This window comes from Rhizobium sp. BR 315, from assembly GCF_050577975.1.
In the GTDB taxonomy this organism is placed as follows: domain Bacteria; phylum Pseudomonadota; class Alphaproteobacteria; order Rhizobiales; family Rhizobiaceae; genus Rhizobium; species Rhizobium miluonense.
Map to the genome: position 1 here is coordinate 106,971 of NZ_JARWKZ010000002.1, position 22,260 is coordinate 129,230.

Annotated in this window: 19 protein-coding genes; 12 read left to right on the top strand and 7 right to left on the bottom strand. The window is 59.3% G+C overall.

Annotation, left to right across the window (positions count from 1 at the left end):
* The first annotated feature begins 36 nt into the window (after window positions 1–36).
* Window positions 37–1,587: a sugar ABC transporter ATP-binding protein gene (locus QD409_RS02975; protein WP_092845418.1), complete on the top strand. Its 1,551-nt coding sequence runs from the start codon at window positions 37–39 to the stop codon at window positions 1,585–1,587.
* Window positions 1,588–1,618: 31 nt separating this feature from the next.
* Window positions 1,619–2,590, top strand: coding sequence for an ABC transporter permease (locus tag QD409_RS02980; protein WP_092845420.1), 972 nt, complete (start codon window positions 1,619–1,621; stop codon window positions 2,588–2,590).
* A gap of 31 nt (window positions 2,591–2,621) precedes the next feature.
* On the opposite strand, the gene QD409_RS02985 is transcribed toward QD409_RS02980, so the two are convergent.
* The 4 genes from QD409_RS02985 to QD409_RS03000 form a co-directional block, all read right to left on the bottom strand.
* Window positions 2,622–3,629, bottom strand: a complete 1,008-nt coding sequence (locus QD409_RS02985; protein WP_092845422.1) for an acyltransferase family protein — start codon at window positions 3,627–3,629, stop codon at window positions 2,622–2,624.
* Entirely contained in the window at window positions 3,626–4,918 is a 1,293-nt protein-coding gene (locus QD409_RS02990) for an O-antigen ligase family protein (RefSeq protein ID WP_092845424.1), read from the bottom strand. Before QD409_RS02990 ends, QD409_RS02985 begins: the two co-directional genes overlap by 4 nt.
* 9 nt (window positions 4,919–4,927) lie before the next feature.
* Window positions 4,928–6,202: a polysaccharide biosynthesis/export family protein gene (locus QD409_RS02995; RefSeq protein WP_092845426.1), complete on the bottom strand. Its 1,275-nt coding sequence runs from the start codon at window positions 6,200–6,202 to the stop codon at window positions 4,928–4,930.
* 83 nt (window positions 6,203–6,285) lie between these two features.
* Entirely contained in the window at window positions 6,286–6,966 is a 681-nt protein-coding gene (locus tag QD409_RS03000) for a sugar transferase (RefSeq protein ID WP_092845428.1), read from the bottom strand.
* A gap of 732 nt (window positions 6,967–7,698) precedes the next feature.
* On the opposite strand from QD409_RS03000, the gene QD409_RS03005 reads away from it, so the two are divergent.
* Both QD409_RS03005 and QD409_RS03010 read left to right on the top strand, forming a co-directional pair.
* Window positions 7,699–7,989, top strand: a complete 291-nt coding sequence (locus tag QD409_RS03005) for an exopolysaccharide production repressor protein (RefSeq protein WP_092845430.1) — start codon at window positions 7,699–7,701, stop codon at window positions 7,987–7,989.
* Window positions 7,990–8,079: 90 nt separating this feature from the next.
* Window positions 8,080–9,087: a glycosyltransferase family 2 protein gene (locus QD409_RS03010; RefSeq protein ID WP_092845432.1), complete on the top strand. Its 1,008-nt coding sequence runs from the start codon at window positions 8,080–8,082 to the stop codon at window positions 9,085–9,087.
* Between the two features lie 12 nt (window positions 9,088–9,099).
* Here the strand turns inward: QD409_RS03010 and QD409_RS03015 are convergent, their stop codons facing one another.
* Window positions 9,100–10,044 (bottom strand): polysaccharide pyruvyl transferase family protein, encoded by a 945-nt coding sequence (locus QD409_RS03015; RefSeq protein ID WP_092845434.1) that lies wholly within the window; start codon window positions 10,042–10,044, stop codon window positions 9,100–9,102.
* An 88-nt stretch (window positions 10,045–10,132) separates the two neighbouring features.
* Entirely contained in the window at window positions 10,133–11,092 is a 960-nt protein-coding gene (locus QD409_RS03020) for a glycosyltransferase family 2 protein (protein ID WP_092845436.1), read from the bottom strand.
* A 453-nt stretch (window positions 11,093–11,545) separates the two neighbouring features.
* On the opposite strand from QD409_RS03020, the gene QD409_RS03025 reads away from it, so the two are divergent.
* From QD409_RS03025 to QD409_RS03060, 8 genes are all read left to right on the top strand, one after another.
* Window positions 11,546–12,901: an acyltransferase family protein gene (locus QD409_RS03025; protein WP_245297940.1), complete on the top strand. Its 1,356-nt coding sequence runs from the start codon at window positions 11,546–11,548 to the stop codon at window positions 12,899–12,901.
* Window positions 12,902–12,905: 4 nt separating this feature from the next.
* Window positions 12,906–13,712: a family 16 glycosylhydrolase gene (locus QD409_RS03030; RefSeq protein ID WP_092845438.1), complete on the top strand. Its 807-nt coding sequence runs from the start codon at window positions 12,906–12,908 to the stop codon at window positions 13,710–13,712.
* A 106-nt stretch (window positions 13,713–13,818) separates the two neighbouring features.
* Window positions 13,819–15,027: a glycosyl transferase family 1 gene (locus QD409_RS03035; protein WP_092845440.1), complete on the top strand. Its 1,209-nt coding sequence runs from the start codon at window positions 13,819–13,821 to the stop codon at window positions 15,025–15,027.
* Complete coding sequence (locus tag QD409_RS03040; protein ID WP_092845442.1) at window positions 15,024–16,022, top strand: glycosyltransferase family 2 protein; 999 nt, start codon at window positions 15,024–15,026, stop codon at window positions 16,020–16,022. Before QD409_RS03035 ends, QD409_RS03040 begins: the two co-directional genes overlap by 4 nt.
* A complete protein-coding gene (locus QD409_RS03045; protein WP_092845444.1) occupies window positions 16,019–16,957 on the top strand; it encodes a glycosyltransferase in 939 nt (312 codons plus the stop codon). Before QD409_RS03040 ends, QD409_RS03045 begins: the two co-directional genes overlap by 4 nt.
* Entirely contained in the window at window positions 16,954–17,982 is a 1,029-nt protein-coding gene (locus tag QD409_RS03050) for a glycosyltransferase family 2 protein (protein ID WP_092845446.1), read from the top strand. Before QD409_RS03045 ends, QD409_RS03050 begins: the two co-directional genes overlap by 4 nt.
* A gap of 4 nt (window positions 17,983–17,986) precedes the next feature.
* On the top strand, window positions 17,987–18,892 hold the full coding sequence (locus QD409_RS03055) for a UTP--glucose-1-phosphate uridylyltransferase (protein ID WP_092845448.1): 906 nt from the start codon (window positions 17,987–17,989) through the stop codon (window positions 18,890–18,892).
* An 83-nt stretch (window positions 18,893–18,975) separates the two neighbouring features.
* Window positions 18,976–21,318, top strand: a complete 2,343-nt coding sequence (locus tag QD409_RS03060) for a polysaccharide biosynthesis tyrosine autokinase (RefSeq protein ID WP_092845656.1) — start codon at window positions 18,976–18,978, stop codon at window positions 21,316–21,318.
* A gap of 5 nt (window positions 21,319–21,323) precedes the next feature.
* Here the strand turns inward: QD409_RS03060 and QD409_RS03065 are convergent, their stop codons facing one another.
* On the bottom strand, window positions 21,324–22,211 hold the full coding sequence (locus tag QD409_RS03065; RefSeq protein ID WP_092845450.1) for a DMT family transporter: 888 nt from the start codon (window positions 22,209–22,211) through the stop codon (window positions 21,324–21,326).
* Window positions 22,212–22,260 lie beyond the last annotated feature (49 nt).

The following is a 22,260-nucleotide window of genomic DNA, read 5'->3' on the forward strand; positions in this document are numbered from 1 at the left end:
GGCGGCCGCGCGGCCATGCGAGAGGGAGGAGACCTCATGACGAGCCTTGAAGAAATCAGCCATCGGCACGACGACACCGTTAAAACGGAAGCCAGTCGCATTCCAGCTGGCTCGCCCATTCTCGAACTCAAGGGGCTGCAGAAGCGCTATGGCTATGTCGAGGCGCTGAAGCCGGCGACTGTCACGTTTCTGGCCGGAGAGATTCATGCGATTGTCGGCGAAAACGGTGCCGGCAAGTCGACGCTTATCAAGCTCCTGACCGGCGTGATCACAAGGACGGCCGGCGAAATCTTCTGGTGCGGCCATCCGGTGGCGCTTGCAACGCCCAATGAGGCAATTGCCCGCGGTATCAATGCCGTGCATCAGGAAGTGGTGCTTTGCCCGCATCTGACGGTCGCAGCCAATCTCTTCCTGGGCGATGAAGTCAATCGTTTCGGCCTGATGCGCAAGAAGCAGATGGTGACGATGGCGCAGACGGTGCTCGACGATCTCGGCTTCGGATTGCCGGCCGGCGAACTCCTCAGTTCTCTCACAATCGGTCAGCAGCAGCTGGTCGCAACTGCAAGAGCCGCGATGCGCGGCACGCAGTTTCTGATTTTCGACGAGCCGACCGCCTATCTCACCCGTCAGGAATCGGCGCAATTGTTCAAGCTGATCCGCCGCCTGCAGGGCGAGGGTGTGACGATCGTCTATATCAGTCATCGCATGGAAGAGGTGTTCGAGCTGGCCGATCGCGTCTCCGTGTTGCGCGACGGCACACATGTCGGCACCCGCGCCATCGCCGAAACCAACGACGACGAGCTGATCAAGCTGATGATCAATCGTTCCATCGAGCAGATCTACCATAAGGAGGAGATTCCGCTCGGCGACACCATCCTCGAGGCGCGCGGCCTTTCCGGCCCTGGCTTCGAGAATGTTTCGATGAGCGTTCGTGCCGGCGAAATAGTCGGCCTTTATGGCCTGATCGGCGCCGGCCGCAGCGAATTCGCTCTCGGTCTTTATGGGCGCCAACCGCTCTCCGCCGGGGAAATCCACTGGCAGGGACGCAAGGTCGACATCCGCAACGAGCGCGATGCGATGGAACTCGGCATTGCGCTGGCGCCGGAAAGCCGGCGCGATCAGGGGCTCTGCCTCAACCTGCCCATCGGGCTGAACATCAATCTGCCCGTCTTCAGACGGCTGAGCCGTGGTCCGATCATCAACAACAAGAGCGAGGCAGTTAACGCCGACAAGCAGATCCGCGACCTCAGCATCAAGACGCCGAGCCGACGGGTTCTGGTCTCCGCCATGTCCGGCGGCAATCAGCAGAAAGTGGTCATCGGCAAATGGCTGAGCCACGGCGCCAAGCTCTTCATCTTCGATGAGCCGACCGTGGGCGTCGATGTCGGGACGAAGGCCGAGATCTATCGGCTGTTTGCCAAGCTGCTTCGCGGTGGTGCCGGCATTATCGTCATCTCGTCCTATCTGCCAGAGGTCTACGAGCTCGCCGATCGTCTGCACGTCTTCCGCCACGGCCAGCTGGTCGCCAGCCATGATTTCCATGCTGCAACGCATGAGGAAGTCCTCGGCGAGGCGATCGGCGTCTGAACAACAAACAAGTCGAAAGAGGAGAACAAAAATGGCCGCGAATACGACAGAAGGCCCGACCGTTGCGCCGCGGCGAAAGATGAACATCCTCTTCAGCTTGACGCTGATCCTGCTGCTTCTCGCACTCTGGGTTGTTCTCGGCTTCTGGACCGACAAGTTCTGGACGCCACTCAACATCACCAACCTGATGCGTCAGGGCTCGATGACGGCCATTCTTGCGCTCGGCCAGACCTTTGTCATCATCACGGCGGGCATCGATCTTTCCGTCGGCGCGATCGTCGGCTTCTGCACCGTCATCGTCGCCTGGTTACTCCACGCCGGGTTTCCGGTTTGGGCCGCTATCCTGATAACCCTGATGTTCGGAGTGTTGATTGGCGCATTCCATGGATTCGGCATCGTGCGCATGGGTCTGCCACCCTTCATCATCACGCTGGCGACGCTGACGTCTCTGCGCGGCATCGGCCTGCTGATTACCAACGGTGCGACGATCAATATCGTCAATGACGATTTCACCAATTTCGCCGTCTCGGACGTCTTTGGGATCCCGAGCCTGTTCTGGATGGTGATCCTGGTGGCGATCCCGGCCGTCATCTTCCTGCATCTGAGCCGCTGGGGCCGCTATCTTTTCGCCGTCGGCTCCAATCGCGAGGCTGCCCGCCTTTCTGGCGTCAACGTCAATTGGATGATCTATCTCGCCTACATCCTGTCGGGAACCTGTGCCGCCTTCGTCGGCGTTTTGCTCGCATCGCGCATCGCCATCGGCAATGCCACCCAGGCCGATGGCTGGGAGCTGCAGGCGATCGCCTCGTCGGTCATCGGCGGAACCAGCCTGTTCGGCGCGGTCGGCTCCGTCTACGGTCCGCTGATCGGCGCCTTCATCCTGGCGACCATCAACAACGGCGCCAACCTGCTGAACCTGAATTCCTTCTGGCAGCGCATCATCACCGGCGTCCTGATCATCGTGATCGTCTATTTCGACCAGCTGCGGCGCCGGCGGCTTTAGTCCGTCCCCCGGTTGGGGCGCCGGTCCGTTCTCACGCTGGCGAGGGGCGAGCCCTTCGCCAGCTGAAGTTCCGCAACAGATTGCGCAGCGGCTTTTCGACCAGCTCGTAGGCAAAGACGCCGAGCAGGGTTCCCAATATCAGGCTGATAAAAGCGACGACATCGGAAGGGATCGGTGTCCTCGCCACGAGCTTTAGGATCACCGAGATTGCCAGCGTATGCCATAGGTAGATGGAGTAGGAGGCGTTGCCTAAATAGGTGAGCGGCGGAATCTCCTGCAGCCTGCCGCTGCGCTCTACCGAGACCATGCCCAGCACCAGCGCTATGGCGAGCGGCCCGCACGTCAGCTCGTTGAATTCGAGACCGAGAATCTCGATAGCGGCGAAACCGGCAATCGAGGCAACCATGAGAGCAAGACCCAATCCAAATCCGGGAATGGTCCCTTTCAGCCAGAGCTGTCCTAGAACCGCACCTGCGACGAATTCGAGAATGATCGGCCTGGTATAGGTGACAAGCAGCGGCGATTCCGGGTGGGTGATGGCGCCGACGATGACGAAGGCGGCAAAGACGCCGATCAGGCTGCCAAGGCGCAGGCGCCGCGGCAGGAACAGGCAGGCCGCAAAGATGACGTAGAAGAACATCTCGAAGTTCAGCGTCCATCCCTGCACCAGAATCGGCCATATTTCTCCATTGCTTGCGCTTGGCGAGCGAACGGGAATGAACAGCAGCGAGCCGAAAATATGGCTTGCCGTCAGCTTCATGCTCGGAAACAGGCCGACAACTGCGCCGCCGATCATGATGGCCGTCACGATCCAGTAGGACGGCGCGATGCGTTGCAGCCGGTCGAGGACGAACTGAAGCGGCGTCACCGGGCGGCGTTCGCTCATGGTCCACATGATGAAGCCGCTGATGACGAAGAAGATGTCGACGCCGGCTGCTCCGATGCGGAAATGGCCGCCGCTGCGCTCGGCTGCATGAAACAGCACTACGGCGAGCGCTGCGAAGGCGCGAAGATATTGGATGCCATGAAGCGTTTTCATCGGCTCGTCTGCGGCCCCCAGTTTGATGGGGGAGCAAATTCCATCCGCTGTTCGGCATGCGGCGGTGCGCTTATCGGCGCGCGCGTTCGCATGGAGAGCTTTCCTGCCGTGAAATAGAACAGGAAGGAGCCGACATGGTATGGATTGAGAATATCGATCTCCACGAAGGACCGGATCAGCAACAGGGTCGCGACACCCAGGAGCACGTAGGATTCATCGTTTCTGATGTCGCTGAGGAAGCGGTTGATATGGCCGATGAAGGCCGTCAACAGGATCGAGGCAAGCAGGAATACGCCGATAAGGCCTGTTTCCACAGTCGTTTCGATATAGGTATTGTGGAAATGGAAGCCTGCGCGCGAGGCGATGTAGAACTCTTCCCACAGTCGCTCCGGCTCGGAGAAGCCCTGGACCCAGTAGGCCTGATAGCCGACCCCGAAGAAGGGGTTTTGCTGCGCTGTCGCGATGCCCTGCTGCCAGAGATAGGTGCGCCCAGTGAGGGTGGAATCCTTGCCGAAGGCGCCGAGGATGAGATCAACCGCACCGAGATAGACACCGGCAACGGCGAGCACGGCGCCTGATATGGCCACGGTCGCAAACAGCGTTTTGCGCTGCTTCGGCGACAGGAACAGGATGACGCGCAGGCTGACGCACAATACCACGACCAATCCCGTCGTCAGCACCGATGTCGCCGATGCCGATGCGAGCAGGCAATAGGCCGACAGTAGGCCGGCAACACCTGCACCCAGCATCCAGATTCGCCGCTCGCCCAAAACAAAAACGGCGGCAAAGGCGAAATATATGCCGAGCGAGGCATAGAAGCCGAGCTGGTTCTTGGAATCGAAGGCGCCGACGAAGCTGTAGGTTCCGTCTATGGGGTCGTAGGCATAGTAGCCGAACAATATCGAATAGATGAGCACGATGCCGGTGCCTGCGATCGCGCCGCGCGCGAGCGTGCGGATATCGAGCGTTCGCATTGCGACCAAGGCGCAGAAGATATGCGTCGTATACTGGATCGCGGCTCGCGCCGTCGTGGAAGGAACCACCGACCAGAAGATCGACAGGCAAGTGAATACACCGAAGGCGAACAGCCAGAGCTGTCTGTGATAGCTGCCGAGCACATTCCGGTAGTCGATCATGACAAGCGGAAACCACAGCGCGTAGTAGAGCAGGATCGAAGGCTGGCCGAAGCGGGAAGAATAAGCAAAGACGAAGAAAGACAGAGCAGTCGCCACCATGCCATAGGTGGCGTTGCTGCCTGGACGGACAAAGATCGATTTGGCTATCCGCATCGACTTTCCCTATCGCATGGCAAGACCGGTGCTGACCTTGATGAGGTCGCCCGGCAGTACCTGCGTATTTTCCTGGGCCTGGATTTCCTTCGTCTGGCCGTTGTCGCCCCGAATGATCGTATAGACGACATTCACACCTTGCCCGCTGGGATCGAGGTTGCTGGTATCGGCAGATTGAGCGACCGCTTCCTGCATGAGAGACTGGCTGGTGGAAAGCTTCAGCTGCAGCGTTTCGAGCTTTGCATCCGTATCCTGCATGTCCTGGGCCAGAGAACTCTGCCAGTCGTTGTGCAGGGTAATCTCGTCCTGGTTGGCCTTGTTGATATCCTGCTTGGCCTTCAGTGCAGCCGTCTCGGTATCAAGAAGGGTAGCCTCCAGATCGGAGGCGCGCTGCTCGGCGGAGATGCGGCGAGAGGCGAGCTCCAGACCTCTTTCGGCAAGGCTTTCGACCTTGTCGCGGTCGGCTTTGGCCAGATCCAGCTGGCGGCTCTGGGTTTCGTTCTTCTTCCCCAAAGCCTCGACCTCGTTTTGCAGAAGGGTCTTCAGGTCATCCAACGATTGCATCTGGGTCTTCATACGCTGGCTGCGCGTCTCCATCAGCGCTTTTTCGCTGGCGAGCAGGCCTGTTGCCTGCGGCAATTGCTTGAGTTCAGCCGGGATCTCGATCTCGTCCTTGCCGGTCAATTCGGCCAGAAGGCGTGCCTTGCGCATCAGCAGCCGCCCGCGCTCGGCCATGTAGACCACGGCGTCGCCCTTGGCGGTGATGAAATCGCGGGCGAAACGCTGGCCGGCGTCGCCGCGGCGCATGCCCCCGCCAAGGCTCACGGCCTTGAGCACGGTCAGGTTCGGAACAAAGGGAAATTCTCCCGGATTCTGGACCTCTCCGGAAAGGTAGATCGGTCGAAACTGCGACATTTCGACGGAGGCCGAGGGCCGATCGCGCAGGCCGAACTGCTTCTGCAGGCCGACGCCGATGGCTTCGGCGATCTCATCCGTCGTCTTGCCCATGGCAGGCAGATCACCGATGAAAGGGATGGAAACTGAACCGGAAGGGCCGACCGTATAATCGCCCGAGACCACCGCCCAGTCACGGATGGTGCCCTCGGCGGTCTGCCATTCGGCGACGCGCACATGCAGCTTGTCCATCACACCCAGATGATATCCGGGCAGGTTTTCGGCGTAGGCTGCACCCGATATCGCGCAAGTGCCGAGGACAACGAGAGCCGAATATCGGACCGACGTGTATATGCGAGCAAGCCTCTTAGAAGGCTGAAATTCAATCATGCAGGATCTTCCCTGTTAATAGATCGCAGTCCCGTCAGTACGGGAAACCGCAGGACACATCCTGCGGTCACTGCAGGTCGTCATCAGTAGCTGCCACGTGACAGGCAGACGGCCGGGATGGTTTTGGCGATGATCATCATGTCGCTGCTGAGCGACCAGTTCTTGACGTAATGCGCATCGAAGGCCACGCGGCTTTCATAGGAGACGTCATTGCGGCCGCTGACCTGCCAGAGGCCGGTCAGGCCGGGGCGGGACTGCAGATAGTAGATCGCCGAAGTCTCATAGAGCTCGAGCTCGTCTTCCACGACGGGACGTGGACCGACGACACTCATCTCGCCGCGGATGATGTTGATCAACTGCGGCAGTTCGTCGAGGCTCAGCTTGCGCAGCACGGCGCCGACGAGGGTTACTCGCGGGTCGTTCTGCAGCTTGCGCGTGGCACGCCACTCTTCCATAGCTTTTGGGTTGGCTTGCAAGTGAGCCTGAAGAACCTTGTCTCCGTTGACGACCATTGTCCTGAACTTCAGGCAGCGGAAGCTTTTGCCGTTGTGACCGATGCGGCGGTGGCCGTAAAAGGCCGGACCCCGATCGGAAAGTTTCACCAGCAACATCAGCATCAGGAAGAGAGGGCTGATGAAAACCAGTGCAGTCATTGCGGCGGAGACGTCGAAAACGCGCTTTAGTACTCCACCTGTGGGCGGAAAGACATCGCTTTCCGTAGCGCTGAAAAAAGCCGATGCGGCCGATCTCGTCGCAGACTTCATAGAGAAAACTCCATTCATGTTGGCGAATTGGTCGGAAATTCTCGGACGTGTAATTAGAGCTTTGATGGCAGGAGTGTAGGCGGTGATTTTGACTTTTTAATCCAAACTTTTGTAGCGATATGGCATGGCGGTATATTGATACCTCATCATTAGTGGGTCCATTTAAATCAGCGATTTTCTATATATGCGGTCTACTGTATCGAGCTGCGTATAAAGCCTGTGCCGACAGCTCATTTGCGTCGCCAATGATGCTTTTCGAGAATTTTATAGGTGTCGAAGGGCAAGCTATTCATTATCTTTGGCTTCTCTAGCCTTCCCGTCGCTTTCGATGCCGCAAGTGCACACTTGATTCATCACCTGGATATATTGCACTGCAATAATATATTGCGGCGCACATTACTGACGGCTCTCACTCCCGCACTTTGTAATAAAAGTTGATTGAATTGCGACGAAAGCCGCGACCTCGAAACGGCCGGTAGGTATCCATGAGATTGTGTCGTTTGGGTGAGGCACTCTATGGATGAAGGCGGGAAAACGAACAAATTCAATTGTAACTATAATCGACGCGTAGTTTTAACGAGCCTGGCGCTAGGATCGTGTCAATTCGTAACGGATCATCGTGACTTGGTTGAATCTCAATGAATCATAAAATATATTTGACCTACAGGTCTGATAATGGAGGAAAGACCTTGATCGCATTTTTTCCAATGGCTGGGCGGGCGAGGTAACATTATGTATGCGCCGCGCGTTTTCATCAGCATGCTGGGCACGCTGGTCGTATTTGCCATCGCGACTTACTTTCTGACGAACTCTCTTTCGACGACCCTCATCGAAACGGCCATCTGCGCTGTGCTTCTGCAGATCGGTTATTTTCTCGGTGTGCTCTACCTCGTTTGGAAAGAGCGAAAGGCCCAGCTTGCGTTATTGAACGAGAATAAGGCTGCAGCGCCGATTGCCGAAGACACGAGCGTCGGCGGTATGCCGGCACCCGGCCTCAAGCGTTCCGAACCATTCAACCCCTGACGGACGCACCCAGCCATATCTTTTGCCGGCCGACAGGTTGCCGGATCTAAGCCATGTCCTAAGTCTCCGGCAGAACCATTGGAGGCTGACGTGACCGACAGTGCAGAAACGAGTGTCTGTGTAATCATCGCTGCAAAGAATGCCGGCGACACCATCGGGCTTGCCATTACATCGGCCCTTCGGGAGCCGGAAGTCGCCGAAGTCGTCGTTATCGACGACGGTTCGACAGACGGTACTGCGGCGATTGCCGCCCGAGCGGATGATGGCAGCGGCAGGCTCATAGTCCGCGAATTCGAAAAGAACCGTGGCCCCGCCGCAGCGCGCAATCACGCCATAGAAATATCCACGGCTCCGCTGATCGGTATCCTCGACGCCGATGATTTCTTTTTCCCCGGGCGCTTCAAGTCACTGCTTGCAGATGACGACTGGGACTTCGTTGCCGACAACATCGCTTTCGTCAGCGCCGATACCGTACCGGAGGCGCATGCCAGGCTCGACCATTTCGATGCGAGGCCACGATTTCTCGATCTCGTCGCCTTCGTCGAAGGCAATATCTCCAAGCGTGGCGTCCGTCGCGGCGAGATCGGCTTCCTGAAGCCGCTCATGCGCCGTTCCTTTCTGGAGGCACATGGTCTGCGCTACAACGAAGCGCTGCGACTGGGGGAGGACTACGATCTCTATGCCCGCGCACTCGCCAAGGCCGCGCGCTATAAGATCATCCACAGCTGCGGCTACGGCGCGGTGGTTCGTGGCGATTCCCTCAGCGGCCGGCACAGAACCGAGGATCTGCGGCGGCTTTACGAAGCGGATCGGGCGATCCTTGCGAAAGGCGGCCTGTCGTCGCCTGATGCCGCCGCGATCCGCCGCCATGAGCGGCATGTTCGTGATCGCTACGAGCTACGGCATTTCCTGGACATCAAATCACAGTCGGGCCTCGCGGCGGCGGCGAGCTACGCGCTTGGCCACCCCTTTGCCATCCCGGCCATAGCAGGCGGGATCCTTGCAGACAAAACCGAGCGCTTCCGCAAGGGCGTTTCGCCGATCGCGCATTCGGGAGAAAACGGCCTGCGTTATCTTCTGCAGGCCGCTCCTGAATAGAGGTATCGCGATTTACAGATAATCGCGGCGCACGCCTTCGATGACATTCAGGAGGCGCTCCTTGCAGGCCGCAAGTGCGCCGTCCTTGCTCAATTGCGGCTTTGCCTTGCTCGCCTGCCAGAGAGCAAGCGTCGAGGGCATGGCGAGCGCCTGTTTCGCCATCACCCGAAGCGTGGTCTGCTCGGGGTCGGCAAGCAGGACGGTTTCCCCGTGCCGCCGCTTTTCGATATCCGCCGTCGCTTGCTGATTGCGTTCGAAGCCGACGCCCCAGAACTTGGCACCCTTGGCGATCGCTTCGGCACGGGTGGAGACGGGAATGTGCTTCGGCGCATAGGTGACGCCGAGCGAACGCGCCCAGTCGTTCCATTTGAAGCTGTTGATCGAGCGCGAGGAACTGACCGCAATCCACGGAACGCGGAATGCGTCGGCAAGGATGGCGCCATGCATGGATTCCGCCACGATCAGCTCGGATGTCGCAATCTCGCGGATCACGGCTTTCGCCTCGCCGCGAGGGTCGAGATAGGAAAGCCCGACGGTCTTGCAGATCTCGGGCCAGATACCGGCGGCAGCGGATTCCCAATGCGGTATGAAGGTGCGCCGGCCTGATTTCGACAGGTTTTGGAATTCCGGCATCTCCGTCACGAGCACGGCCGGGTCGACAATGCCCATTTCGACCGGCAGGCCGGCCTTTTGCGCCGTCAGCGGGCCACGAACGCAGCGGACGTCCCATTGCGACCGGTCACCCATGTCGGGAAGCGAGCCGTAGCCGAAGCCGCTGCCGATGACGAGCTTGCGCCCGTCGGCGGGCAGGATCTCCGTGTTGAGGACGGTGCCGACACCGACCAGCATGGTCTCTTCATGAACATTGCGAAGGCCGGGAAGCAGGAAGTCCCAGAGCCAGAGATTGAGGTCGTCACCGAAATTGCCATGGGTGGATTCCCAGTGGAACGGCTTCATGAAGGACTCCTTGCTGATCCAAACGATAGCGGGGGCATGCCGCAATATCTTCGATGCGGCATGAGCAGCCTATGCTGCGCTGCAAAATCTAGGGCGCGAGTTTGCCGACGGCAAGCTGCATGGCGCTTTGTAAAATTCCCGGGTCGCGCAAAGCCCATTTCGCCAGCAGTGCGATCTGCGGCATGCGCCGGCTTTTCACCTGCCGTGCCTGGCTCCAGAGCGCCTGGCGGCGGGCACGGTTCTTATAGAGCCTGATGGCGGCGACATCCTGCGGCCGTCGCGAAAATCTCTGCTCCAGCGTATTGAGTGCCGTCCAGGTGTTGAACTGCTGGCGCAGGAACTGCGGCGAGTCATTGTCGATACTGTGAAAGATATTCACGCCTTCGCCGCGCAGCGCGCCGGCGTCTTCGCACAGCAGCACGCGCTTGGCAGCAAGGATGCAGTCGCAGAAGAAAAGCACGTCTTCTGCCGCCAGCCGCAATGTCGGCTCGAAGCGGATCTTCTCGAAAAGCGGGCGCCCGATCACCATGCAGGACATGTGCAGGAAGCTCCAATCCTGCAGCATGACGCTGGCGATATTGGGGATCTCGACCACGGTCGGCCTGTCCGACAATCGCACCGTATCGGCCGATTTCCCGATTTCCGCGATGCTGAAATGATAATAGAACTCCTTGCCGCCATCGATGGAGTCCCAATAGCAATCGGCGTTGTAGTGGGTCAGCGTGCCGAATGCATTGCTGAGGTGCTCCGGTGCCCATTCGTCATCGGAGTCGAGGAACGCCACGAACCTGCTTTCGGCGGGCACGTTGTTGAGGCCGGTGTTGCGTGCGCCTCCTGGTCCCGCATTGCTCTGGCGGATCACCCGGATGTGCTTTCGCTCCTTGCTGCTCAGCGATTGCAGCTCTTTTTCTGCCGGAAGCGGTGATTCATCGTCGACAATGAGAATATCGAAATCCTGAAATGTCTGCTGGGATATCGATCTCAAGGCGCGCTGCAGAACGCCGGTTTGCTTCTGATAGAACGGAATAACAATCGTGATTGACGCCATTTTCCCGCCTTTACGGTTTCGATTCAGGGGCTTGTGGTGTCGTCTCTTGCGGACGTAACCAGCGGCTTTTCGGCTGCATCAACCGCCATTCTCCGGTTGCCTAACCGGCAGTGAATGCCGCCGTGACGCCATCAGGTAGCGCCGATTCGATGCGGAGCAATGTTGAAGAGCGAGATTTTCTGGAACTTTATTCACACAAGGCAGAGATCACCGAACTGCGCGTCGCTGAACCATGATGACGTATTGCGCGCCGGGATCGGACGTTGCTGCATCCATGAGGGGAGAGATGTGAAGAAACTTTCCCACAAGGATTGCAGCTTTGTCGCATTTTGGTCATTCTTCACACTCCGAAATCTGCTGCGCTGCAAAAAATCTTCATCCTCCGGCAAAAAAATCAAGGTGGGCTGAACGCTTCACCCAACAGCCGGCGTCCGGATATCGAATGACGCCTAAATGCCTTTCACAGCAAGGCTTTTCTTCGATCTAAATCGATTGTTTCATCCTGGAGGCGGCGCAACACGGCGTTCCCGGCACCTGCTTGCACGCCATTTTCCGCTCATTTTTGCTGCGCTGCCATATTCCCTTTCCAAAGAGCGCCCTAGGTTATCGTCTGCGAGCCTTGCTCTGCTCTCATTGAAACGGCTGCGAGGGGGGATGCGGCCCGAAGAAGGGGTGACAGACATCGTGAATGTGACTGCCAGCGTGTCTTCGCGGATAAATCTCATGCGTATCGTGCTTATCTCGGGCATCATCTTTGTCCATATACCGTTCGATACACATAGCAGCCCGTTCAGTGGTGCTTACGGCCTTTTCGATTGGCTGCGAGTATTTCTGCGTGACAGTTTGTTTCGAGTTGGAGTTCCCTGCTTGAGTGCGATCTCGGGTTATCTGTTGTTTCGTAATGGATCGACATCGATAGAATATGGAAAGACGATCCAGCGGAAGACGAAGACAGTTATATTGCCGTTTCTCCTCTGGAATTGTGCTTTCTTTCTATTCGTCCTGATCCTTCAATATTACGGAATCGGAGATGGATATCTGCCTGATCTGTCGGAGGCCAGCCCACGTACACTATCGACGCTTCTATTCGCGGTCGACGGCACGCCGATTAATCTACCGCTCTATTTCCTGCGCGATCTGTTCGTCTGCATTATTATATCACCTCTTCTGGCGTTTCTCATTCTGCGGGCGCCGCTAGTGACCTTGGCCTTTCTGCTTCTACTTGCAGCCTGGCCGATATCGCTCGGTATCGTGTTGCGGAATTCCATTCTGTTCAGCTTCAGCTTCGGCATCTATCTCAGCCTTTATCGTGTCGATGTCACGGTCATGGATCGCTACGCCGCTCTGATCGGACCTACATTCATCGCGCTTGCCGCTCTTCTGGCAACTGCTGCGTACGTGAATGGCCCGGGCCTGCCGTTGTGGCTGGAGGTATGCCGCAATCTGATGGTGGTTGTCGGTATTCCCGGTTTTTGGGCGCTGTCGGCGATCTTGATCCGCAGCCGCGTCGGGCAGGGCCTTGCGGCAACCGGTAGTCTCAGCTTCTGGATCTTCTGCGCCCATTATCCGCTGCTTTTCTGCCTCTGGGTTCTTTGGAACCGCGGCGGCAGCGAACTCTATCCGATCTTCTATCTTCTGGCGGTAGCACTCGCCTTGCTGCTGCTGCCCCTGACCAATGGCATGGCGCGCAACGCCCTGCCAAGCTTCTACAACCTGCTGACCGGCAGCCGGGTGCGCCCGCAAATCGGCGCCCTCGCAGTTCAGAACTGCACCGCCGAGGATCGGCGTGTGCGTTCCAAGCAAAGGTGATGCCATGACGACATCGAAGAAAAACTACGTGCAAGGACTTGGTCTTGCTGCAATCGCTCTCATGAGCGGATGCTTCCTGCCGCAGGCAGCATCCGCAGAGGATGCGCAGCAGTCGGGCGCGTCCTTCGTCGACAATTTCGAGCGCATCGATACCGGACGCTGGTACATCTCCGATGGCTGGAACAATGGGCCGCACCAGAACTGCACCTGGTCGCGAAAGCAGGTGAGCATCAAGGACGGCATGCTGCAATTGCAGTTCGTCCAGTCCAAGACTGGCGAGCGCAACTATGCCTGCGGCGAGATCCAGACGACCAAGCGTTATGGCTACGGCACCTACGAGGCGCGCTATCGCACGGCCACCGGGCCTGGCCTGAACTCCGCCTTCTTCACCTATATCGGCCCGACCGACAAGAAGCCGCATGACGAGATCGATTTCGAAGTGCTCGGCAAGAATTCCGGCCAAGTTCAGCTCAACCAATATATCTCCGCCAAGGGCGGTAACGAGAAACTGGCACCGGTTGCCGGTGGTGCCGATCAAGGCTTCAACGACTACGCCTTCATCTGGGAGAAGGATCGCCTGCGCTATTACGTGAACGGCAAGCTCGTCCAGGAGGTAAAGGATCCTTCGAAGATACCGTCGAATGCCCAGAAGATTTTCTTCAGCCTCTGGGGCACCGATACGCTGAGCGGCTGGATGGGCAAGTTCGCCTATAGCGGCGAGCCCGCAACCATGCAGATCAAGCGTGCTGCTTTCACGGCCGCAGGCGAGAAGTGCCTGTTCCCGGAATCGATCACCTGCAAGATCAATTGAATCTGGCCGGTCGCGGGGCGCCGCTCGCGACCGATCGCAATGTCGCCATGCAACACCAGCCACACGAGGCGCCCGGCTTTCGCCAGGCGCAGAAGCGGAAATTTTGATGCTGCATATTCTTTATTTCGTCCACGATCTTGCCGATCCCGCCGTGCGCCGACGGGTGCTGATGCTGCAGGCGGGCGGGGCACTCGTGACGTTGGCGGGTTTCCGGCGCGAGGATAATGCGCTGGCCACCATCCATGGTGTCGAGCCGATCGAGCTCGGCAGGACGCAGGATGCCCAGTTTGCCCAGCGTGTTGCCGCAGTCGCCAGATCGGCAGCGAAATTACGCAGCGCGTTGAGTTCGGTCGCAAGGCCTGACGTTATCATCGGCCGCAACCTCGAGATGCTGGCGCTGGCCAATCGCGCCAAGTCCGTCTTCGGCGGCGACATGCCGATCGTCTATGAGTGCCTTGACATCCACCGGCTGCTGCTGCGCGACGATGTGGTGGGTGGCGCGCTTCGTGGCGCAGAGCGCCATTTCGGCTCGCAGGCGGCGCTGCTCATCACCAGCTCTCCTGCCTTCGTCGAGCGCTATTTCCGCCCGCGCTCCGGCCTGCGCCTGCCCATCATGCTGCTCGAAAACAAGGTGCTGGCGCTCGAGCCAGCTGCACGCGCCGCTGCACCGAGCGCAAGGCCGCCGGCTGCAGGCAAACCATGGAAGATCGGTTGGTTCGGCGCGCTCCGTTGCCGCAAGTCTTTGGCATTGCTCGACGATTTCTCTCGCCTGATGGAAGGTCGTTTCGAGATCGTCCTGCGAGGCAGGCCCGCTTATGCCGAGTTCGAGGATTTTGATCGCCTCGTGCGCGATGCGCCCTTCATGCATTTTGCCGGCGCCTACAAGAACCCTGAGGATCTTTCGACGATCTACAACGACGTTCAGTTCTCCTGGGCGATCGACTTCTTCGAAGAAGGGTTGAATTCAAGCTGGCTGCTGCCGAACCGCCTTTATGAAGGCGGCCTCTATGGCGCCGTGCCGATCGCGTTCGATGGCACCGAGACGGCAAGGTTTCTCGCAAGCCGAAAGATTGGGCTTACGCTTGATACGGCCGACGCCGCACATCTCGCCGCGCTTTTGGGTAGGATGGACGAGCAGCGCTATCTCGCAGCTTTCGAGGCCGTGGCATCCCAGGACAGCAAGCAATGGATGACCGATCGTGCCGACTGCCAGGGACTGGTGCAGCGGCTGGCATCCCTCACGCGCGCCAATGAGCCGTTTGCCGAAGTACAGACCCTCCCACAACTGCATCGCAATAGAGGTGGATTGCAATGACGACCGGAAGTTCAGGAGATATGCGCTGCATAATCGTTATTCCTTGTCTCAACGAGGAAAAGCATATCGAGCCGTTGATCGGTAAACTCGGCCAGGCGCTGGATGATCTTGACGCCCGGATCGTCGTCGCCGATGGCGGCAGCACCGATCGCACGCGCGAGATCGTCGGGGACATCGCCGAGAGAGATCCGCGTGTCCTGCTGCTCGACAATCCGAAACGGCTGCAGAGCGCCGCGATCAATCTCGCCATGGAAGTCTTCGGCGAGGACTACGAATACTTCATCCGTATCGACGCGCATGGCGACTATCCGGTCGATTATTGCCAGACACTGGTTCAGGAAGCCGGCGCGACCGGCGCGGATTCCGTCGTCGTCGCCATGCGCACGATGGGCTTCAGTGCCTTCCAGAAGGCAACCGCGGTGGCGCAGAATTCCAAGCTCGGCAACGGCGGTTCGAAGCATCGCGAGGGCGCCAAGGGGCATTGGGCCGAGCATGGGCACCATGCGCTGATGCGGGTTTCGGCCTTCCGCTCCGTCGGTGGCTATGACGAGACCTTCAGTCACAATGAGGATGCCGAGCTGGATTACCGGCTGCACAAGGCCGGCTATCGTATCTGGCTTACGGACAAGACGGCCATGACCTATTATCCGCGTGCCAGCGTCCCGACGCTCTTCAAACAATATCTCGGCTACGGCCGCGGCCGGGCGCGCAATATTCTCAAGCATCGCAGCATGCCGAGCCCGCGCCAGATGCTGCCGCTGGCGGTCGTGCCGATCTTCATCGGCGCCTTCCTGGCCGTTCTCAATTGGATTGCGGTCATTCCCGTCGGCCTCTGGGCCGTGGCCTGCATCGCCTACGGCTTCTGGATCGCCCTTGGCCACCGGAACCCCTATGGGCCGCTCGCGGCCATCTCCGCCATGGTCATGCATTTCGCCTGGTCCATGGGCTTCTGGATGGAGGTCTTCAGCTTCCGCAATCGCAGGGTCGCGTCATGATGCAGGTCCATCGGCGCCCGATAAAGATCGACATCGCAGTATGCACCTATCGGCGGGCAGAGCTCGATCAGACGTTGCTGTCGCTGGCGGTGCTCAGCGTTCCTGCCGGCGCGATCATCCGGATCATCGTTGCCGACAATGATGTCACGCCGAGCGCGCGGGACCGTGTCGAAGCCATGCGTTCGGCGGTGCCCTTTGAGATCCTCTATGTCCATTGCCCGGCATCGAATATCTCGATTGCCCGCAATGCCTGCCTGGATCACGCAAGCGGTGACTTCCTAGCCTTCATTGACGACGACGAGACGGCTTCGGAGGACTGGCTGACGGAAATGCTCGTCATGGCCGATACCACCGGCGCCGATGCCGTCCTCGGTCCCGTCCAGGCGGTTTACGCAAACGTTGCTCCCGCCTGGATGCAGCGCGGCGATTTCCATTCGACCTTACCCGTCTGGGTCTCGGGAGAAATTCTGACCGGCTATACCTGCAATGTGTTGCTGCGCCGTGGCGCGCCCTCGCTTGCCGGCCGGCGCTTCAATATCGCGCTTGGGCGCAGCGGCGGCGAGGATACCGAGTTCTTCAGCCACATGCACAGGGCCGGCGGCAGGATCGCCTATGCCGAAGATGCGCTGGTCTATGAGCCCGTTCCCAACGGACGTGCGACGATATCCTGGCTGTCGAAGCGCCGGTATCGCATGGGGCAGACGCATGGTCGCATGCTGCTGGAGGCAGCTGGCGGTTTCGGGCGCTGGCGCGCGATCGTGCTTGCGGGCACGAAATCCGCTTACTGCTTTGCTGCCGCAGCGCTGCTTTCAGCGTCTCCCGTCAAGCGGCATCGCTATGGCCTGCGGGGCATCATGCATGCCGGCGTCGTCAGCGGCCTCTTTGGAGTTCGCGAAATCGAGCAATACGGAAGTCTGGAGAAAGCACCGCAATGACGGATTTCATCCCCGATGTCAGTTTCGTCATCGCTGCCTACAATGCCGAGGACACGCTCGAGCGTGCCATCGACAGCGCTCTGGCCCAAGGTGCCGTCAGCATGGAAGTTATCGTCGTCGACGATTGCTCGACGGATGGTACGCGCGAAATTGCCGGTAACCACCCGGATCCGCGTGTTCGCCTCGTCGCTATGCCCCGCAACGGCGGCCCGGGTGCTGCTCGCAATGCCGGGCTCGATGCAGCCCGCGGCCGCTGGGTGGCCGTGCTCGATTCCGATGACGCCCTGCGCCCGGATCGCATGGCGCGGCTGATCGCCAGGGCGGAAAGAGCCGAGGCGCAGATCGTGGTCGACAATCTTGACGTCATTCGCGAGGATATCGGAACGACGGCGACCATGTTCCCCGAGCCGATGCTGGCGCGCATGCCATTGCTGACGCTGGCAAAATTCATTGCCTCCAACATGATTTTCCAGTCGGAGCATAATTTCGGCTACATGAAGCCGATCTTCGAGCGTGCCTTCGTCGAGAAGCATCACCTGCGCTTCGACGAGACGCTGCGGATCGGCGAGGACTATATTTTCCTGGCGTCGGCTCTGGCGAGAGGCGGCGTCTGCGTCGTCGAACCGACCGCAGGCTACCTCTACTACATTCGCGAGGGATCGATCTCGAGGGTGCTCAGACAAGACCATGTCGAGGCGATGCTCGCAGCCGACACCAGATTCTTTGCCGAGCATCCCTTCGGCGCTGCAGCCCTTGCCGCACAACGGCGGCGCACGCGCAACCTGAAGGATGTCATCGCATTCCTGAAGCTGGTCGACAGCATCAAGGGACGCGAATTGCAATCCATGCTGAAGATCGCGTGCCTCAACCCCCGCGCGGTGCGTCATCTCAGCATGCCGGTTTTTGCCCGTTTTCGTCGGTTGGCCACGTCTCTGCGGAGCCGCCGTCAACCGCCGGCGCCCACCCCTCAACTTTCCTCCCCCCTGCCTAATATGGGCGCAGGCCCTCACTCTAACAAAGGATAGAGCCATGGACCCCAAACATCGTGTCAGAAAAGCAGTCATCCCGGTTGCTGGTAACGGAACGCGCTTCCTGCCCGCTACCAAGGCGATGCCAAAGGAGATGCTGACGATCGTCGATCGTCCGGTCGTGCAATATGCCGTCGACGAAGCCATCGAGGCCGGCATCGAGCACATCGTCTTCGTCACCAGCCGTAATAAGTCGGCGATCGAAGACCATTTCGATGATACGCCGGAGCTGATTTCCTCGCTGCAGCGTGCTGGCAAGAGCCATCAGGTCAGCGAGTTGGAGCGCCTCCTGCCTCGGCCGGGCTCCGTGAGCTTCACTCGCCAGCAGGCTCCGCTCGGCCTCGGCCACGCCGTCTGGTGTGCCCGCGACCTGATCGGCAACGAGCCCTTCGCGCTGCTTTTGCCCGACATGCTGTGCTACGGCATGCGTGGCTGCATGGCCGGCCTGATGGATCTCTATAACGAGGTTGGCGGCAACATCGTTGCCGTCGAGGAGTGCGCTCCGGAAGAGACGTCGAAATATGGCATCATCGGCAAGGGCGCGGCGGTTCGGCATGGCTTTGCCGTGACCAAAATGGTCGAAAAGCCGCATCCGTCCGAGGCGCCTTCAAACTTTTACCTCAATGGTCGTTATATTCTTCAGCCCGAGATCTTCGATATTCTGGCCCGCCAGGAGCGCGGCGCCGGTAATGAGATCCAGCTGACCGACGGCATGCTGCGTCTCTCCGAGACGCAATCGTTCCATGCTCAGGTCTATAACGGACGCACGTTCGACTGCGGGTCCAAGCATGGCTTTATCGAAGCGAACGTCGCTTTCGCGCTCGCTCGCTCCGATATTGGCGGCTTGGTCTATGACTCGATCCGCAACCTGGTCGTCTCGCACGAAGCGCAGATGACCGCCGCTTAAGCCTGTTCACATTTGACCTGCGGCCGTGAGGGTCGCAGGTCGTGGCTATTGTTCATTCAGGCTTCTCCGACAAGGTGGTCGCCATGCATCAGAAGAATTTCACTTTCCATAGCGCTCTTCCCCAAGGAGAGTCGCAGGATAGTTTCATCGACCTCGATCGGCTGATGGCGATCGTGACCCGTCGCATCCGCACCATCCTCCTTACCGTGGCTGCCTGCGTCATTCTGGCCGTGGCCTATTTGCTGACCGCGACGTCGAGCTACACGTCGATGACGCAGATATTGCTCGACGAAAGCATGACGAAATATGCCGAGGATCAGCCACCGGCCGCCAGCGGCCAGCAGGCGGACATGGAAATCGCAAGCGCTGTCGAAATCCTCAAATCGAACGAGATGGCTTTACGCGTTGCCGATACCGGTGGTCTTGCCGACAACAACACGCTGCTCAATCCGCCACTATCGCCGGCAGCCTTGCTGAAATCCGGTGTCGGCCTCATCGTCAGCATCTTTACGCCGGGCCGCCCGCCAATGACGCCGGAAGAGCAGCGTGAGGCCCAACGTCAGAAGGTTGCTGCCGTTTTGCAGGACAACCTCAAGGTCGAGCGCGTGACGCGAAGCTCGGTTGTCGCGGTTTCCTACAGCTCGACCGACAAGCAGCTGGCCGCCAAGGTCACGCGTGCCTATGCCGATGCCTATCTGACCGACCAACTGAACGCCAATTTCGACGCGACCGAACGCGCGTCCGTCTGGCTGCAGGAACGTCTGAACGATCTGCGTCAGCGCTCGCAGGAGGCTTCGCTCGAAGTCGAGAAATACAAAGCCGACAACGGCTTGACCTCGACCGGCGGCGAGCTGATGTCGGAACAGCAGATTTCCGACTTAAACAAGCAGTTGATCATCGCTCAGGCCGATTCGGCCAGCGCCTCCGCGCGCTACAATCAATACAAGTCGATCATCGACCAGGGTCCGGACAATGCCGTCAAGAACGCAACCATTTCATCCAGCCAGACCGATAATTCCGTCTTGCAGGATCTGAAGACACGCTATCTCGCGGTCCAGAAGCGCGAGCAGGACGTCACGCAGAATTTCGGCGCCAATCATCCGCAAGCCGTGGCACTCCGCGCCGAGCGGCAGGATATTACGCGCCAGATCTATCAGGAGCTCCAGCAGCTCACCGCCAGCTACAAGAACGAATATGACGTGGCGCAATCGCGAGCGTCGTCGCTGCGCGAAAGCATCGAAAACGTCGTTGGTAAGAATTCCGAAGCCAACAAGTCGCTGGTTCATTTGAACGAATTGAACCAGAAGGCGACGGCACTGAAGAGCCTTTACGAATCCTACCTGGGCCGTTTCGAACAGGCGACCCAGCAGCGCTCTTTCCCGATCGCCAAGGCGCGTGTCATCTCGGTTGCCGGCGTACCCACTGCGCCCTCCAGCCCGAAGAGGACGCTTATCATGGCGCTTTCGGTCATCCTCGGTCTGATGGCCGGCTGCGGATTGGCTGCCCTCCAGGAGTTCCGCGATCGCTTTTTCCGTGTCGAAGCGGATGTGCGCATGGCTCTCGGGCTCAAGTTCCTCGGCTATCTGCCGCTGCTCGGCCAACAGAGCAAGAGCAAGAAGAAACCGCGCAAGCCGAATGCAGGACCAGTGCCAGCAACCGCGGAAGAGCCGGAAAACGGCGTTGCCTTCGAGCGTATCATGCGTATCTCGGTCGAAGCGCCGCGCTCGATCTTCGCCGAGACCTTGAGGAACGCCAAGCTCGCCAGCGACATCATGCTACAGGGCCGCGCCGATCGCGTGATCGGCGTCGTTTCGGCGTTGCCCGGCGAGGGCAAGTCGACGACGGCCGCCAATTTTGCCGCCCTGCTCGCCAGCAGCGGCAAGCGCACACTGCTTATCGATGCCGATTTGCGCAATCCGGGCCTCAGCCGCACGTTGAAGTCGCCGCCGCAGGCCGGCTTGATCGAGGCTGTGCTTGGCGAGGTTCCTTGGACCAATGCCGTAAAGGTCGACCCGCGCACCAAGCTTGCCATCCTCCCGGTTGCTGTGCGCGATCACCTGCTGCACACCAGCGAGCTTCTGTCCTCGCAGGGCATGCAGCATCTCATGGAAAATGCGCGCAAGTTGTTCGACTACATCGTCGTCGATCTTGCACCTCTTGGTCCCGTCATCGACGCAAAGGCCTTTGCGCCGCAGGTCGATGCCTTCCTGCTGGTTGCCGAATGGGGTGCGACGCCGACCAATCTGGTTCGCGATATTCTGGAGCAGGAGCCGCAGATCAATTCGCGGATCCTCGGCGTCATCCTCAACAAGACCGACATGTCGGAATTGCCGCGCTACAGCGATTTCGGCGGGACGGAGCGCTACCGGCAGAAATATGTGAGCTACTACACCGAGGCGCAGCCGCGCGCCCAGGTGGATGCTTAGTCTGCCTATGCCTTGCCGGCTTTGAGCCGGGTTCTCGCCAAGGCATGTTCGCGCCAGATCGTGAATATGCCTGCCGCAACGACGATGAGCGCGCCCACAATCATGGGCGCGCTCAGCTTTTCGCCGAATATGCTGACACCGATAATGGCGGAGAGCACAAGCTGCAGATAGGTCAGCGGCTGGATCACCACCGCGTCGAGCAGGTCGTAGGCGCGAATGAGGAAATAGTGGCTTGAGACGCCGGTCAGGCAGAGAATCCCCATGAAGATCCAGTCATGCGGCGCGAGCGTCGTCCAGAAGAATGGGCCGATGCAGCTCATGGCGACCGCGCCCACCACGCCCGTATAGAAAAAGCTGGTCATGGCACCGTCGTCGCGGCTGACATAACGTGTGAGGACGACATAGAACGAAAACAGTAGTGCGCCGGAAAGGGGCAACAGGAAGCGGACATCGAAGACGCCGCTCTCCGGTTTCAGGATCAGCAGGACGCCGACGAAGCCGAAGCAGATCGCCAGCCATCGCCGCCAGCCGACCTTTTCGCCAAGGATCGGTATGGACAGCATGGCCACCATCAGAGGCCCGGAGGAAAAGATCGCCTGCGAATGGGCCAGTCCGACGATGACGAAGGACGAAATGGCGACGACGATCTGTGCGGCGAGCAGCAGACCGCGGGCTATCTGCAAGACCGGGCGCTTGGTCCTTATGTTGCGTCGCAGGCCGCCCGGTGCGCGCGAGGCCATCGCGATGGCAAAAAGCATGAAGGCCCAATAACGGATCATCGCCACCAGAAGCGGCGGATAGGCGCTGACGAGGTGCTTGGATATGCCGTCCTGTATGGCGAATATGCTGATGGCCAACAGTGTGAAGACGTAACCGGTACTATTGGATTTCATTATTTTTGACGGAAGAAGATGTGGGGGGCTCGGAGGCGCCGGAACCCGG

Coding starts and splice junctions, on each gene's coding strand:
- QD409_RS02975 (WP_092845418.1), top strand. CDS start 37: ATGACGAGCCTTGAAGAAATCAGCCATCGGCACGACGACACCGTTAAA.
- QD409_RS02980 (WP_092845420.1), top strand. CDS start 1,619: ATGGCCGCGAATACGACAGAAGGCCCGACCGTTGCGCCGCGGCGAAAG.
- QD409_RS02985 (WP_092845422.1), bottom strand. CDS start 3,629: ATGAAAACGCTTCATGGCATCCAATATCTTCGCGCCTTCGCAGCGCTC.
- QD409_RS02990 (WP_092845424.1), bottom strand. CDS start 4,918: ATGCGGATAGCCAAATCGATCTTTGTCCGTCCAGGCAGCAACGCCACC.
- QD409_RS02995 (WP_092845426.1), bottom strand. CDS start 6,202: ATGATTGAATTTCAGCCTTCTAAGAGGCTTGCTCGCATATACACGTCG.
- QD409_RS03000 (WP_092845428.1), bottom strand. CDS start 6,966: ATGAAGTCTGCGACGAGATCGGCCGCATCGGCTTTTTTCAGCGCTACG.
- QD409_RS03005 (WP_092845430.1), top strand. CDS start 7,699: ATGTATGCGCCGCGCGTTTTCATCAGCATGCTGGGCACGCTGGTCGTA.
- QD409_RS03015 (WP_092845434.1), bottom strand. CDS start 10,044: ATGAAGCCGTTCCACTGGGAATCCACCCATGGCAATTTCGGTGACGAC.
- QD409_RS03020 (WP_092845436.1), bottom strand. CDS start 11,092: ATGGCGTCAATCACGATTGTTATTCCGTTCTATCAGAAGCAAACCGGC.
- QD409_RS03025 (WP_245297940.1), top strand. CDS start 11,546: ATGCCTTTCACAGCAAGGCTTTTCTTCGATCTAAATCGATTGTTTCAT.
- QD409_RS03030 (WP_092845438.1), top strand. CDS start 12,906: ATGACGACATCGAAGAAAAACTACGTGCAAGGACTTGGTCTTGCTGCA.
- QD409_RS03035 (WP_092845440.1), top strand. CDS start 13,819: ATGCTGCATATTCTTTATTTCGTCCACGATCTTGCCGATCCCGCCGTG.
- QD409_RS03040 (WP_092845442.1), top strand. CDS start 15,024: ATGACGACCGGAAGTTCAGGAGATATGCGCTGCATAATCGTTATTCCT.
- QD409_RS03045 (WP_092845444.1), top strand. CDS start 16,019: ATGATGCAGGTCCATCGGCGCCCGATAAAGATCGACATCGCAGTATGC.
- QD409_RS03050 (WP_092845446.1), top strand. CDS start 16,954: ATGACGGATTTCATCCCCGATGTCAGTTTCGTCATCGCTGCCTACAAT.
- QD409_RS03055 (WP_092845448.1), top strand. CDS start 17,987: ATGGACCCCAAACATCGTGTCAGAAAAGCAGTCATCCCGGTTGCTGGT.
- QD409_RS03060 (WP_092845656.1), top strand. CDS start 18,976: ATGCATCAGAAGAATTTCACTTTCCATAGCGCTCTTCCCCAAGGAGAG.
- QD409_RS03065 (WP_092845450.1), bottom strand. CDS start 22,211: ATGAAATCCAATAGTACCGGTTACGTCTTCACACTGTTGGCCATCAGC.